Raw genomic sequence first — 14,034 nt, 5'->3', positions numbered from 1 at the left:
GGCACAGCGTCCCAGCTTGCGCGCCCCCACGTTCCCGCGCGGGCGCAACACGATGAGCATACTCTTTCAGATGGCTTTCGTTTTTTGTGCGTTTTACTGAAGAAGCGAACAAAAAACAATCTTGCGGTGCGTCATTATTTTTCGCTTTTGTTGTTTTATCATTCGAACATGACACTGAATCCACGACAGAGCGCGCTGATCGAAATGGTGCGGGCCCAGGGCTCGGCCTCGATCGAAGAGCTTGCCAAACGTTTCGACGTCACGCTGCAGACCGTGCGGCGGGACGTCAACATCCTTTCGGAAGCCGGCCTGCTGTCGCGCTTTCATGGCGGGGTGCGCATTGAAGCCTCCACCATCGAGAACATCGCCTACCGCAAGCGCCAGGGGCTGCACGCCGCGGGCAAGCAGCGCATCGCCGAAGCCGTGGCCCGCGCCGTGCCGGACGGCTGTTCGCTGATGCTGAACATCGGCACCACCACCGAAGCCATTGCGCGCGCGCTGCTGCGCCATCGCGGACTGCGCGTCATCACGAACAACCTGCACGTGGCCGACATCCTGTCCGACAACCCGGATTGCGAAGTCATAGTCGCCGGCGGCGTGGTGCGCTCGCGCGACCGCGGCATCGTCGGCGAAGCCACGATGGATTTCATCCGCCAGTTCAAGGTCGACATCGGCCTGATCGGCATTTCGGGCATCGAGGCCGACGGCACCCTGCGCGATTACGACTTCCGCGAAGTGCGCGTGGCGCGCACGATCATCGAGCAGTCGCGCGAGGTCTGGCTGGCCGCCGACAGCAGCAAGTTCAAGCGCCAGGCCATGGTGGAACTGGCGCATATCTCGCAGATCGACCGCTTCTTCACCGACGCGCATCCGCAGGAACCGCTGGCACAAGTGTTGCTGGACGCCGGCGTGCGCTGCGACGTCGCCGCCGCGCCGCACGTCCCCAAACCTACACCCTGACCCGAGCGCCGCCGCGGACGCATCGTCCGCGCAAGCCCCGCCGGCAAGCACATCGACGCATTTACCTCGCGGCCCTGCCGCCCTAAAAGAACATGAACCAACCCCTCGCCCCCGTCACCCCGCCCGACCGCAACCGTCTTCTGAACACGCTGGACAACACGCATTCCTGGGACGTCATCGTCATCGGCGGCGGCGCAACCGGCCTGGGCACGGCGGTCGACGCCGCCGCGCGCGGCTACCGGACGCTGCTGATCGAAGGCGCCGACTTCGCCAAGGGCACGTCCAGCAAGGCCACCAAGCTGGTGCACGGCGGCGTGCGCTATCTGGCGCAAGGCAACGTCAGCCTGGTGCGCGAGGCCCTGCATGAACGCGGCCTGCTCAACCGCAACGCGCCGCACCTGGTGTGGCCGCTGGGCTTTGTGGTGCCGGCCTACACGATGCTGGACCAGCCGTTCTACGGCATCGGCCTGAAGATGTACGACATGCTGGCCGGCAAGCTGAACCTGTCGCCCAGCCGCTGGCTGTCGCGCCGCGAAACGCTGGCCAACGCCCCGACCCTTGCGGAAACCGTCAGCGGGCGCAGCCTGAAGGGCGGCGTGCTGTACTACGACGGCCAGTTCGACGACGCGCGCCTGGCCATGAGCCTGATGCGCACGCTGTTCGACCTGGGCGGCACGGCAGTCAACTACGTGCGCGCCACGGGCCTGACCACCACCAACGGCAAGGTCGACGGCGTGACCGCACAGGACGTGATCGGCGGCGCGTCGTTCACGCTGCGCGCGCGCTGCGTGGTCAACGCCACCGGCGTGTGGGTGGACGCCGTACGCCGCATGGAAGACAAGAACGCGCAGACGATGGTCGCGCCCAGCCAGGGCGTGCACCTGACGCTGCCGCAGGATTTCCTGCCCGGCAAGCGTGCCGTGCTGATTCCCAAGACCGACGACGGCCGCGTGCTGTTCGTGGTGCCCTGGAACGGCCACACCATCGTCGGCACCACCGACACGCCGCGCCAGGATCTGCCGCTGGACCCGGACGCCGGCGCACAGGACGTGGATTTCATCCTGAGCACCGCCGCGCGCTATCTCAGCCGCAAACCGACGCGCGACGACGTGACCAGCGTCTGGGCCGGCCTGCGTCCGCTGGTCAAGGCGACCGGCGAAGCCTCCACCAAGAAGCTGTCGCGCGAGCACACGATTCTGGTGTCCAAGGCCGGCCTCGTGACGGTCACCGGCGGCAAGTGGACGACATACCGCCGCATGGCGCAGGACGTGGTCGACACCGCCATCCAGCATCAGTTGCTGACGCAGGCCTCGTGCCGCACCGAATCATTGCCGCTGCATGGCGCCAATGGTCTTGCACCGTCGCAGGAACACGCCGGCACGCCGGACAGCTACTACGGCAGCGATCTGGCGACGTTGCAGGCGTTGCCCGGCGCGCAGCGCATGCTGGTCAAGGCCAGCGGCCTGACCGAAGCGCACGTGCGTTTTGCGGCGCGCTTTGAACTGGCGCGCAGTGCCGAGGACGTGTTGGCGCGCCGCAACCGCGCGCTGTTCCTGGATGCCGAGGCCGCGATGCTGGCCGCGCCGGAAGTGGCCCGCATCCTGGCCGAGGAACTGGGCCACGACGCGGCCTGGCAGCAGCGCACGCTGCAGGACCTGGCCACCGTCGCGGCGACCTATCGCCTGAAGTAGTTCGCTACGGTAAACCGCTACGGCACGCGCAGGCGGCTTTCCCGGATCAACGATTCGAACACACGCAGCAGGTCGGGATCGAACTTCGATCCCGACTCCTGGTTCAGGATGTCCATGATCTGCGTGTGCGAGCGCGCCGGATGGTAGGGCCGCGTATCGCCCAGCGCATCGTAGGAATCGGCCACCGAGATGATCCGCGCATGCAGCGGGATGGCGTGGCCAGCAAGACCGTCCGGATAACCGGAGCCGTCGACATGCTCGTGATGGTGCCGCACCGCCAGCGCAATGGCTTCGCGCTGCGGCATCGCGGTCTGCATGATGAGGGCAGCGCCCGCGGCGGCGTGCGCCTTCATGATTTCCCAGTCTTCCCATACCAGCCGGTGCGGGCTGTGCAGCACACGATCGGGCGTGGCGATCTTGCCCACGTCGTGAAGCCGCGCGGCCACGGCAATGACGTCCACCTCGTGCTCCGGCAGTCCACAGGCTTCGGCCAGCGCCACGCTCAGCGCAGCCACTCTATTGCAATGCCGGCCGGTGGCCGGGTCACGCGCCTGTATTGCGGCAAAGAGCGCCGCTTCATAGGATCCTGCGGATATGTCGGGTACGTCGGGGGGCATTGGAAAACTGCGCGCCGCACTGGCGTGGCGGCGCGCGCATATCGGAAAGCCGGAATTCTGACACAATTCGCAACGATGTCCGGCCGCCGCGCGTCTGGCGCGCGGGCCGGGCTTCGCCTTCCTGCTGTTGTGCCGAGACGGCGTTCAGTCCTTCAGGCGTTCCAGCAGCGCCTTGGCCACGCCCACCGACGAGCCGGGATTCTGCCCCGTGATGAGCAGGCCGTCGCTGACCACATGCGACTGCCAGTCCGGCCCGCTGCTGTACAGCCCGCCCAGCTTTTTCAGCTCGTCTTCCACCAGGAACGGCACCACATCGGTCAACTGCACGGCGGCTTCTTCCGCATTGGAAAAGCCCGTGACCTGCCTGCCCTGCACCAGCGGCTTGCCGTCGGCGGTCTTGGCATGGCGCAGCACGCCCGGCGCATGGCACACGGCCGAGACCGGCTTGCCCGCGGCCAGCATGGTCTCGATCAGCGCCACCGATTTGGCGTCCTCGGCCAGATCCCACAGCGGGCCGTGACCGCCCGGGTAGAAGACCGCGTCGTAATCCGACGCCTGCACTTCGGATAGCCGGCGCGTGGACGCCAAAACGCGCTGCGCGTCCGCGTCTTTCTGGAAGCGGCGCGTGTCGTCGGTCTGGGCGTCAGGATCGTCGCTCTTGGGATCCAGCGGCGGCTGGCCGCCCAGCGGCGAGGCCAGCGTGATCTTCGCGCCCGCGTCCAGGAACGCGTAGTACGGCGCCGCAAACTCTTCCAGCCAGAAACCCGTCTTGCGGCCCGTGTTGCCCAGCGTGTCGTGGGAAGTCAGCACAATCAGGATGTTCATGTAGCGCTCCATTCGTCAGGGCCGACGCGCACAATGCGCTTGCCGGCGTTTTCACCCTTGAGCAGCCCGATCAGCCCGCGCGGGGCGTTCTCCAGGCCGTCGACCACGTCTTCACGGTATTTGATGCGTCCTTGCTTGATGAGGTCCTGCATGGCCTCGCGGAATTCGCCGTAGCGATGCGCGTATTCGTTGAAGATGATGAAGCCCTGCATCCGCAGCCGCTTTGTCAGGATGGTGCGCATCAGCAGCGCCAGGCGATCCGGGCCCTCGGGCTGGCTGGTGGCGTTGTAAGCCGAGATCAGGCCGCAGACGGGGATGCGGGCGCGCGGGTTCAACAAGGGCAGCACGGCATCGAAGACCGCGCCGCCGACGTTTTCGAAATACACGTCGATGCCTTGCGGCGCCGCCTTTGCCAGGCGCCCGGGCAGGTCCGGCTGACGGTGGTCCACGCATTCGTCAAAGCCAAGTTCCTCGACCACGTAGCGGCACTTGTCCGGCCCGCCCGCAATGCCGACGACCCTGCAGCCGTGGATCTTGGCGATCTGGCCGACCACCGCGCCGACCGCGCCGCTGGCCGCGGCGACGACGACCGTTTCACCGGCCTTGGGCTCGCCGATGTCCAGCAGCCCCATGTAGCCGGTGAAGCCCGGCATGCCCAGCACGCCCAGCGACCACGACGGGTTTTCGGGATTGGCGCCCAGGCGCAACAGGCCGGCGCCGTCGGACACCGCGAAATCCTGCCAGCCGGTCTGCGCCAGGACCCACTCGCCGACCTGAAACTGCGGATTGTTGGAGGCCTGGACGCGGGTGACCGTGCCGCCCACCATCGGCTCGCCGATCTGCACGGGCTCGGCATAGGACGGCGCGTCGCTCATGCGGCCGCGCATGTAGGGGTCGAGCGACAGATAGACGGTGCGCAGCAGCACCTGGCCCGGTCCCGGTTGAGGGATGTCGCCGGTTTCCAGGCGGAAGTCGGCATCGGTGGGTTCGCCGTGCGGCCGGGCGGCCAGCACGATGCGGCGGTTGGTGGATGCGGATTGCGGCATGAGGTTCGGTCTCCTTCGTAGCGCCGGCCGGGCCTTGCGGACAACCCCGGGCGGCAGGTGGGGAACCGGCCCATTACACCACCCACGGCCGCGCGGCCGGCTTGAAACCCTGTTGATCGAACCCTCTTTTAATTAATTAAGTCTTTAATTAGAATCTGCCGCATGTCTTCCCCCACTCGCCTTCCCGCCCGCCGGCCCGGCCGCCCGCCCCGTCCGGACAACGCCGCCGCCCGCGCCAATCTCCTGGATCTGGCCACGCAATTGTTCGCCGCCCAGGGCGTCGCCGCCACCACCATCGCCAACATTGCGCAGCGGGCGGGCGTGACGCCGGCGATGCTGCATTACTACTTCAAGAGCCGGGATCAGTTGATCGACGCAGTGGTGCTGGAACGGATCGTGCCCGTGATCGGATTTGTGTGGGCGCCCGTGCCGCTGGAGGGCGGTGGGGCCGTCATCGACGGGGCTCCCGCCTCCGGGCCCGGCGCATCGCCCGACCCGGCCGCCGCCGCCCGCGGTTTCATCACCGAAGTGGTCGGCCGCGTGGTGCAAAGCGCCACGGAAAAGCCCTGGCTGCCGTCGTTGTGGATGCACGAGGTCGTCAACGAAGGCGGCCAGTTGCGAGATCGCGTGCTGCGCCATCTGCCGTCGGACCGGCTGCAGGCGTTCGCGGGCCTCATCGCCGAATGCCAGCGCCGCGGCGCCATCACGCCGGGCGTGGAACCGCGCCTCGTGTTCCTTTCCATCCTCGGCCTGACCCTGTTGCCGCTTGCCACGTCCAACCTGTGGCGCCGCATCTGGCAGGACGACCCGGTGGCGCAGTCGATCGATAACGAGGCGATTGCGGCCCACGCCATCGCCATGCTGACCGGCGGCCTGTTCGCGCCGTCTCTACCCTCCCCGACTCCAGGACGCTGACCATGCGCACCTTACGCCGCCTGTCCGCCCCCCTCGCCTTGCTGCCGCTCTTCGGCTGCGGCAATAACGACCAGCCGTTCTATCAGGGCTATGTCGAAGGCGATTACGTGTATGTCGCCTCGTCCGAACCGGGCCGCCTGGACACCCTGGTGGTGCGGCGCGGCCAGCAGGTCGATGCCAACCAGCCGCTGTACGCACTGGACGCCACACGCGAGGCCGCGGCACGCGATCAGGCGCAGGCAGAAGCGGCCGCGGCGCGCGCGCAATTGGAGGACATCGCCACCGGCAAGCGGGCGCCGGAGGTCGACGTCAGCCTGGCGCAATTGGCGCAGGCGCAGGCCGCCAGCCGCCGGTCCGCGGCGCAGCTGGCCCGCGACAATGCGCAGTTCCGCATCGGCGGCATCGCGCGCTCGCAGTTGGACGACAGCCGCGAACAGGCGCAGTCGGACGCGGCGCGCGTTCGCGAACTTCAGGCGCAGGTCGAGGTAAACCGGCTGCCCGGCCGCGACGAGGCCCGGCGCGCGCAGGCCTCCCAGGTGGAGGCCGCCGACGCCGCGCTGGCGCAGGCCGAGTGGACGTTGAACCAGAAGCAGCTGGCCGCGCCGGCCGCCGGGCGGATCTTCGACACCATGTACCGCGTAGGCGAATGGGTGCCGGCCGGCAGTCCGGTCGTGAGCCTGCTGCCGCCCGGCAACATCAAGGTGCGGTTCTTCGTGCCGGAGACGGTGGTCGGGTCGCTGAAGATCGGCCAGCAGGCCACGCTGCGCTGCGACGGCTGCGGCGATCCGATCCCCGTGCGCATCGACTACGTGTCTGACCAGGCCGAATACACGCCGCCGGTCATCTACAGCCGCGAAAGCCGCAGCAAGCTGGTGTACATGGTGGAGGCCCGCCCCGCCCCCGACCAGGCGGCGCGGCTGCATCCGGGTCAGCCGGTGGAGGCGACGCTGCCATGAACGCGCCCGACGCCGGCGGCAACGTCATCGACGTACGCGGCCTGAACAAGCACTTCGGCAACAAGCATGTCGTGAACGACGTGTCGCTGCAGGTTCGCGAAGGCGAAATCTTCGGGTTCCTGGGGCCCAACGGCAGCGGCAAAACGACGTGCATCCGCCTCATGTGCGGCCTGCTCACGCCGGATTCCGGCAGCGGCACATGCCTGGGCTACGACATCCTGCGCGACAGCGCCGAGATCAAGCGCAACGTCGGCTACATGACGCAGAAGTTCTCGTACTGGGAGGACCTGACCATCCGCGAGAACCTGGACTTTGTCGCGCGCATGTACGGCATGCCGCAGCGCAAGGAGGCCGTGGACCGCGCCCTGCAGGACCTCGGGCTGCAAACGCGCGCCGGGCAATTGACGGGCTCCTTGTCCGGCGGGTGGAAACAGCGCCTGGCGCTGGCCGCCTGCCTGCTCCACCAGCCCCGCCTGTTGCTGCTGGACGAACCCACGGCCGGCGTGGATCCGACGGCGCGGCGCGACTTCTGGGAACAGCTGCATGAACTGGCGGCGCGCGGCATCTCGGTGCTGGTCAGCACGCATTACATGGACGAGGCTGAACGCTGCCACAAGCTGGCCTACATCTCGTACGGCAAGCTGCTGACGCAAGGCACCGCCGACGAGGTCATCGCCGAGCAGCAACTGACCACCTGGGCGATCCACGGCGTCAACCTGGTGCCGTTGGGCCAACAACTGCGCAGTGCGCCCGGCGTCGACCAGACGGTCGCGTTCGGCTCCGCGCTGCACGTCAGCGGCCGGGACGCGGCCACGCTGGAAAGCACGCTGCGCGCGGCCATCGCAGGCCAGGATCTGCGCCTGGAACGCATCGACACCAGCCTGGAGGACGTCTTCATCTACCTGATGAACCGGTCCACCGACAACTTCGCGGGCCAGCCATGACAGCGCGCCTGAACGGCTTTTCGTGGTCGCGCTGGTGGAGCATGGTGCTCAAGGAGTTCCTGCAGCTGCGCCGCGACCGCATTACCTTCGGCATGATCGTGGGCCTGCCGATCATGCAGCTCGCGCTCTTCGGTTATGCCATCAACACCGATCCGCGCCAGATGCCCACCGCCATCATCGCGGCGGACCACAGCCCGTTCACGCGCAGCTTCATCGCGGCGATGCGCTCGTCGGACTACTTTCACATCGTCGAGGAACTGGACACCGAGGAAGCGGGCCGCGCCGCGCTGGCGCAGGGCCGCGTGCTGTTCGTCGTGACCATTCCGCCGGATTTCACGCGCAGCCTGCTGCGCGGCGAACGACCGGCGCTGCTGATCGAAGCCGATGCCACCGACCCCATGGCGACCGGGATGGCGCTGGGCGCAGCAACGCAGCTGACGCAGGCCGTCGCGCAAAAGGATTTGACCGGACCGCTTGCCAGTCTGGCGGGCGGCCAGCCGCCTTTCGACGTGCGCATCCACCAGCTCTACAACGAAGAGCAGATCTCGCAATACAACACCGTGCCGGGGCTGATGGGCGTGATCCTGACGATGACGCTGGTGATGATGACCGGACTGGCGATGACCCGCGAGCGCGAACGCGGCACCATGGAAAACCTGCTGGCGATGCCGGTGCGGCCGATCGAGGTGATGACGGGCAAGATCGTGCCGTACATCGCCATCGGGTTGATCCAGGCCAGCATCATTCTCGCGGCGGCGCATTTCGTCTTCCACGTGCCCATCATGGGCAGCCTGCTGTCCGTGTACCTGGCCGCGCTGCTGTTCGTCGCGGCGAACCTGACCGTCGGCATCACGCTGTCGTCGCTGGCGCAGAACCAGTTGCAGGCGATGCAGCTGACCATGTTCTATTTCCTGCCGAACATGCTGCTGTCCGGCTTCATGTTTCCGTTCCAGGGCATGCCGATGTGGGCGCAGCACCTGGGCAACCTGCTGCCGCTGACGTATTTCAACCGGCTGATCCGCGGCATCCTGCTCAAGGGCAACGGCTGGTGGGACCTGTGGCCCAACATCTGGCCCCTGATGCTGTTCACCGTCATCGTCATGACCGCCGCCGTGAAGTTCTACCGCCGCACCCTGGATTGAAGCCCATGTCCCGCCCCCCCTTCACGCCCGCTTACCGCCCCCTGGTCTCGATGGCGCTGTGCGCGCTGCTGTCGGCCTGCGCGGTCGGCCCCGACTTCGATACGCCCGCCGCGCCGGACGTAGCAACCTATACGCCAGACGGGCAGGACGCGCTGCCCGCGGGCCAGCAGCGGCTGCAAGCGGGCGCCGACATTCCCGCGCAGTGGTGGCAATTGTTCCGGTCGGACGCGCTGGACCGGCTGGTGCGGCAGGCGCTGGACGCCAGTCCCACGCTGGAAGAAGCGCGTGCGCGCTTGCGGCAGGCGCAGGAAGACCTGGCCGCGGACACCGGCGGGCGCATGCTGCCCGCGGTGGACGGCAATCTGTCGGCGGCGCGCAAGAAGGTCGATCCCGCCGCCTATGGCGTGCCGGTGGCCGAGCCGCCCCCGCCTTTCACGCTGTACAACGCCTCGATCGACGTGTCCTACACGCTGGACGTGTTCGGCGCCAACCGCCGCGCGCTGGAAAGCCTGGCCGCGCAAACGGATTACCAGGCGCACGAGTTGCAGGCGGCGCGCATGTCGCTGGCGGCCAACGTGGTCACCGCCGCGATCCGCCAGGCGGATCTGGCCGAGCGGCTGACCGCCACGCGCGACCTGTTGGCGGCGCAAGTCAGCCAGCAGGACATCATGCGCAAGCGCCTGGACGCCGGCGGCATTGCCCTGGCCGATCTGCGCAACCAGGAGCTGCTGGTCGCGCAGACCCGCGCCACCGTGCCGCCGCTGGAATACCAGCTTGCGCAGGTGACCCACCAGCTTGCCACCTACCTGGGCGTGCTGCCCGCCGCCCTGGAAACGCCGCCGCTGCGCCTGGCAGACCTGACGCTGCCGCCCGACGTTCCGACTGGCGTGCCCTCGGCGCTGACGCGCCAGCGGCCCGACATCCTGGCGGCCGAAGCCCTGTGGCGCAAGGCGTCGGCCGACGTGGGCGTGGCCACGGCCAACCTGTATCCGCAGTTCACGCTGACCGCCAGTTTCGGGTCGCAGCGCACGGGCGTGAACGAACTGTCAGACGGCGTCAACGTGTGGAACCTGGGTCTCGGGCTGGTTCAGCCTCTTTTTCATGGTGGCGAGCTGCGGGCCCGCAAGCGCTCGGCGGAAGCGGCGTACGACGCTGCCGCCGCATCATTTCGCCAGACGGTGCTTGACGGCTTTCGCCAGGTGGCCGATGCGTTGCGCGCGCTGCAGACGGACGGTGACGCCTTCGCGGCCTACGACGATGCGTGGCGCCGCGCAGACGAAGCCGAACGCATCGCGGCGGGCCGCTACCAGGCCGGCGGCATCAGCCACCTGAGCCTCCTGGACAGCCAGCGGCAGGTGTTGCAGACCAGGATTTCGCGCATCGAAGCGGATGCCGCGCGCTACACCGACACGGCGGCATTGTTACAAGCGCTGGGCGGCGGCTGGTGGAATGAGGCGGTTGCTCCCGCCCCGTAAGCCCGCAAAAGGCGCTCTGCGCGCCTATGTCCGAGAATTCGGGTAGGAAAGTGTCGTTGTGCGGGGCTTGGGAAAGCGCGGTATCCCGTCATCATGCAAGCGCTCAAGCTGCATGATGTTTACAACGATTTCATGAATGACCTATTAGACCTGATCGTCTTCGCGCCCGACGCCGGCCAGCGCGTCCGCCGTAGCGACGAACTGGCCGAAATGGGGTTCTCGCCGCGCCCTTGCGAAGACTCCAACGGACTGTTCCGCCTGTTTCAGGCCCGCCGCACCCCGCTGCTCGTGATGCAGGCCGAGTTCACCGATCTCTGCATGGCCGTCGCAGGTCTGCGCGCCATGGACACCACCGCCGGCATCGTTGCCATTTCCGCCTTCGATACCCCTGAGAACCGCATCCTCGGCCTGCATTGCGGCGCCGACGCCTGCTTTTCGCCCGAGGTCGTCACCGGCGAAATCGCCGCAGCCCTGCAGGCGCTGGTGCGCCGGGTCCCCACCACCGCCAACCGCCGCGGGGCGGCCGAGGCCGATGCCCGGCCCGCGCCGCCGCCCGTGGCGTCCGCCGAGCCGACCGGCAAGTGGCAATTCCTGGACGCCGCCTGGACGCTGGTCAGCCCCCAGGGCAGACGCCTGGCGCTGACCCAGGCCGAGCGCGAGTTCCTGCTCAAGCTGACCGGCGCGCCGGACAAGCGCATGCCGCGCGGCGATCCGCCTGGCATCGACCCGCATTCCGGCCGCGAATCCATGCGCCGCACGGACGTCGTCGTCAGCCGCCTGCGGCGCAAGGCGCAGGACGTCGACGTGGAACTGCCCATTCGCACCGTCTGGGGCTGGGGCTACGCGTTCACCGGGGAAATCTGACGCGCGGCGGGCGTATGATTCCGCGTACAGGGCCGACTCCCGGCCCGCCTCTGCCCCATCCGTCCCATGGAAGTCTTTGAACGCCTGCAAGCCCTGCTCATCCAGAATCAGGCGCGCTACCGCCTGCTCGAACACGCTGCCGCCGGCAAGTCCGTCGAAGTGGCCGCCATCCGCGGCACCGAGGTCAGCCAGGGCGCCAAGGCGCTGGTCTGCCGCGTGAAGATCTCGTCCAACCAGCGCAAGAACGTGCTCGCCGTCTTTCCGGCGGACAAACAGGCCGACCTGGACGCCATCGCGCGGGCGGCGGGCGGCAAGAAGGCCTCGCTGGCCTCGCAGGACCTGGCACGTGAACTCACGGGCTGCGAGATCGGCGCCATCCCGCCCTTCAGCTTCAATCCCGACCTGACGCTGCTGGTGGATCCCAGCCTGCGCGAGCGCCACGACGAAATCGTGTTCAACGCCGGACGCCTGGACGCGTCCATCCTGCTGAACACCGACGACTACTTCCGCCTGGCCGCGCCCGACGAGGCGCCGCTGATCAAGGCCTGACCGGCGCCGCCCATGAGGCCACCTTGTCCCGCCCTTTGATGACCCACGGCGCGCGCGCCTCCAACATGCGCTGGCTGATGAGCCTGGCGCACATGGAGCCGTCGCCGGTCAACCCCTGGGTGATGCTGCGCGCCGCCCTGGCCATCGGCCTGCCGACCGCGGTGGGCATGGCGCTGGACCAGGGTGCGGCGGCCGCGCTGGTGGCGCTGGGCGCGCTGCCCGCCATCACGGGCGACAACGGCGGCCCCTACCGCAACCGCGCGCTTTCCATCGGTTCCACGGTGTTCGGCGGCGCGTTCAGTTATCTGCTGGGCAACCTGATGTCGGGCCACGGCCTGTGGACGTCCGCCGGCATGACGCTGCTGGTGCTGGCGGCCAGCCTGGTCGGCACCTTCAACAACATCGCCGCGGTCGCGACGCTGCAATTCGCCACGTATGTCATCGTCGGCTCCAGCTTGACGCCCACGCTGCCGCCCTGGCTGCCGCCGGTGCTGGTGGGCGTGGGCGGCCTGTTCGGGCTGGCGCTGACGCTGTCCGGTTGGGTCGTCAACCCGATCGCGCCGGAGCGGGCCGCCGTGGCGCAGGCCTACCGCAAGCTGGCGGCGATGTTCGCGGCCATCGGCACCTCGCGCGTGATGGCCGCGCGCCGCGACATGGAAGCCGCCATGGCCACGGCCTACGACACCGTCCTGGCCGCGCGGGGCCGGTCGGCGGGTCCGTCGCCCAGGCTGGCGCGGCTGGCCGCACAGTTGCAGGCCTGCACGCCGCTCACCAACGCCGCGCTGGCGCTGGCGCGCGCCGGCCGCGTGTTGCCGGACGAATGTGCCCGGGTCATGAACCATCTGGCCGACCGGGTCGAAAACGATGCGCCACCGGACGCCCGCGACGACATCGCCGCGCTGCACCGCGCCGGCATGCCGCAGTTGGCCGAGGCGCTGGAACAGGTGCAGCCGCTGCTGCACGGCGCGCGGGCCAGCCAGGCCAACCAGGGCCCCGGGGCCACGGAAGCCATCCAGGCCACCGAGGCCGACGCCTTCGCCACCCTGCAGCCCGCACCGGCGCGCACGCCGTGGCGGGTGCTGATCCGCACGTACCGGCCCGGGCCGACGACGGTGCGTTACCTGGTCCGGTTGGGCCTGTGCCTCGTCGCCGCCGAGGCCGTCGCCCTGGCGGCCGCGCTGCCGCGGTCCTACTGGGTGCCGCTGATCGTCGTGGTGGTGTTCAAGCCCAACTTCGGCTCCGTGTTCGCGCGCGCGCTGCAAAGCTGCGCGGGCAGCGTGGTCGGCGTGGCGATCAGCGCCACCGTGCTTGCGCTGGATCGTGGCGGTCTGGCCAGCCTGCTTACCGTTGCTGCGCTGGCCGCGTTGCTGCCGTGGTCGATACGGCGCAACTACGGGCTGTTCTCGGCGATTCTGGTGCCGATCCTCATGCTGCTGATCGGGGCGCTGCAGCCGGGAAGCTGGGCCATTGCGCTGGCGCGGCTGATCGATGTGGGGGTTGCGGCGGCCATTGTGCTGCTGGTGGGCTACCTGCCGTGGATCCGCATCGAACGCAGCAACCTGGACCATGCCGTTTCCGCCGCCACGTCCACGCTGGCGGCCTACCTGAACACCGTCTTCCAGACCGACCCTGGCAACCGGCATGACCTGCGCGCCGGCGCCTACGCGCGCCTGTCGGACCTGCGCATCGCCCTGCAGCGCGGGCTGTCCGAACCCAGGCTGGTCAGCCGCCGCGCACTGGCCTGGTGGCCGGTGGAAGTCGCACTGGAACGCGTGGCCAACGCGATTTCGGACACGGCCTGGTCGCTGCCCGCCGGTCAGGACGCGCCCGCCGCCGCGCAGGTCGCCCAATTGGCCGCCGCGCTGGACAGCATTGCCGCCGCCGTCGAACAAGGCCTGCCCGTGCCCGCCGCCCCCATCGTGGCGCCATCACCGGCGCTGCGGGACGTCGCCGCCGAAATCGAATCCCTGCGCGTCACGCTGGCCGGCCCCGACTTCACGGCAACGCCCGGCCGCCCCGCCGCCCCTTCCCCCCTTCATCAGGTCTGAAT

The 14,034-nt window shown here is 68.6% G+C and carries 13 protein-coding genes; 10 read left to right on the top strand and 3 right to left on the bottom strand.

Going from position 1 to position 14,034, the window contains the following annotated elements; translation table 11 throughout:
• The first annotated feature begins 168 nt into the window (after positions 1–168).
• Positions 169–960, top strand: coding sequence for a DeoR/GlpR family DNA-binding transcription regulator (locus AB3147_RS12635; RefSeq protein ID WP_367352075.1), 792 nt, complete (start codon positions 169–171; stop codon positions 958–960).
• Positions 961–1,052: 92 nt separating this feature from the next.
• The gene (locus tag AB3147_RS12630) at positions 1,053–2,651 is read left to right on the top strand and encodes a glycerol-3-phosphate dehydrogenase/oxidase (protein ID WP_367352074.1); all 1,599 of its coding nucleotides are present in this window, start codon (positions 1,053–1,055) and stop codon (positions 2,649–2,651) included.
• A 17-nt stretch (positions 2,652–2,668) separates the two neighbouring features.
• Here the strand turns inward: AB3147_RS12630 and AB3147_RS12625 are convergent, their stop codons facing one another.
• From AB3147_RS12625 to AB3147_RS12615, 3 genes are all read right to left on the bottom strand, one after another.
• Positions 2,669–3,268, bottom strand: coding sequence for an HD-GYP domain-containing protein (locus tag AB3147_RS12625; RefSeq protein ID WP_175185388.1), 600 nt, complete (start codon positions 3,266–3,268; stop codon positions 2,669–2,671).
• A gap of 144 nt (positions 3,269–3,412) precedes the next feature.
• On the bottom strand, positions 3,413–4,093 hold the full coding sequence (locus AB3147_RS12620; RefSeq protein WP_175136663.1) for a type 1 glutamine amidotransferase domain-containing protein: 681 nt from the start codon (positions 4,091–4,093) through the stop codon (positions 3,413–3,415).
• Positions 4,090–5,139: an NADP-dependent oxidoreductase gene (locus tag AB3147_RS12615; RefSeq protein ID WP_367352073.1), complete on the bottom strand. Its 1,050-nt coding sequence runs from the start codon at positions 5,137–5,139 to the stop codon at positions 4,090–4,092. The genes AB3147_RS12620 and AB3147_RS12615 overlap by 4 nt, the downstream gene beginning before the upstream one ends.
• A 162-nt stretch (positions 5,140–5,301) precedes the next feature.
• Between AB3147_RS12615 and AB3147_RS12610 the strand changes: the two genes are divergently transcribed.
• From AB3147_RS12610 to AB3147_RS12575, 8 genes are all read left to right on the top strand, one after another.
• Positions 5,302–6,054 (top strand): TetR/AcrR family transcriptional regulator, encoded by a 753-nt coding sequence (locus tag AB3147_RS12610; protein WP_367352072.1) that lies wholly within the window; start codon positions 5,302–5,304, stop codon positions 6,052–6,054.
• Between the two features lie 2 nt (positions 6,055–6,056).
• Positions 6,057–7,010 carry an HlyD family secretion protein gene (locus AB3147_RS12605; protein WP_367352071.1) on the top strand — a complete coding sequence of 318 codons (954 nt, stop codon included), beginning with the start codon at positions 6,057–6,059 and terminating at the stop codon, positions 7,008–7,010.
• The gene (locus AB3147_RS12600) at positions 7,007–7,954 is read left to right on the top strand and encodes an ABC transporter ATP-binding protein (protein ID WP_175136667.1); all 948 of its coding nucleotides are present in this window, start codon (positions 7,007–7,009) and stop codon (positions 7,952–7,954) included. Before AB3147_RS12605 ends, AB3147_RS12600 begins: the two co-directional genes overlap by 4 nt.
• Positions 7,951–9,096 (top strand): ABC transporter permease, encoded by a 1,146-nt coding sequence (locus tag AB3147_RS12595; RefSeq protein ID WP_175121761.1) that lies wholly within the window; start codon positions 7,951–7,953, stop codon positions 9,094–9,096. The genes AB3147_RS12600 and AB3147_RS12595 overlap by 4 nt, the downstream gene beginning before the upstream one ends.
• A 5-nt stretch (positions 9,097–9,101) precedes the next feature.
• A complete protein-coding gene (locus tag AB3147_RS12590; RefSeq protein WP_367352070.1) occupies positions 9,102–10,571 on the top strand; it encodes an efflux transporter outer membrane subunit in 1,470 nt (489 codons plus the stop codon).
• A gap of 132 nt (positions 10,572–10,703) precedes the next feature.
• Positions 10,704–11,435 carry a response regulator transcription factor gene (locus AB3147_RS12585; protein ID WP_175185393.1) on the top strand — a complete coding sequence of 244 codons (732 nt, stop codon included), beginning with the start codon at positions 10,704–10,706 and terminating at the stop codon, positions 11,433–11,435.
• Positions 11,436–11,501: 66 nt separating this feature from the next.
• Positions 11,502–11,984 (top strand): YbaK/prolyl-tRNA synthetase associated domain-containing protein, encoded by a 483-nt coding sequence (locus AB3147_RS12580; RefSeq protein ID WP_175185394.1) that lies wholly within the window; start codon positions 11,502–11,504, stop codon positions 11,982–11,984.
• Between the two features lie 23 nt (positions 11,985–12,007).
• Positions 12,008–14,032, top strand: coding sequence for an FUSC family protein (locus AB3147_RS12575; RefSeq protein ID WP_367352069.1), 2,025 nt, complete (start codon positions 12,008–12,010; stop codon positions 14,030–14,032).
• The last annotated feature ends 2 nt before the right edge of the window (positions 14,033–14,034 follow it).

Source organism: Achromobacter animicus (genome assembly GCF_040775605.1).
GTDB lineage: Bacteria > Pseudomonadota > Gammaproteobacteria > Burkholderiales > Burkholderiaceae_B > Achromobacter > Achromobacter animicus.
The sequence above is the reverse complement of the archived record's forward strand: the minus strand, read 5'-3'. Positions and strand labels throughout refer to the sequence as shown.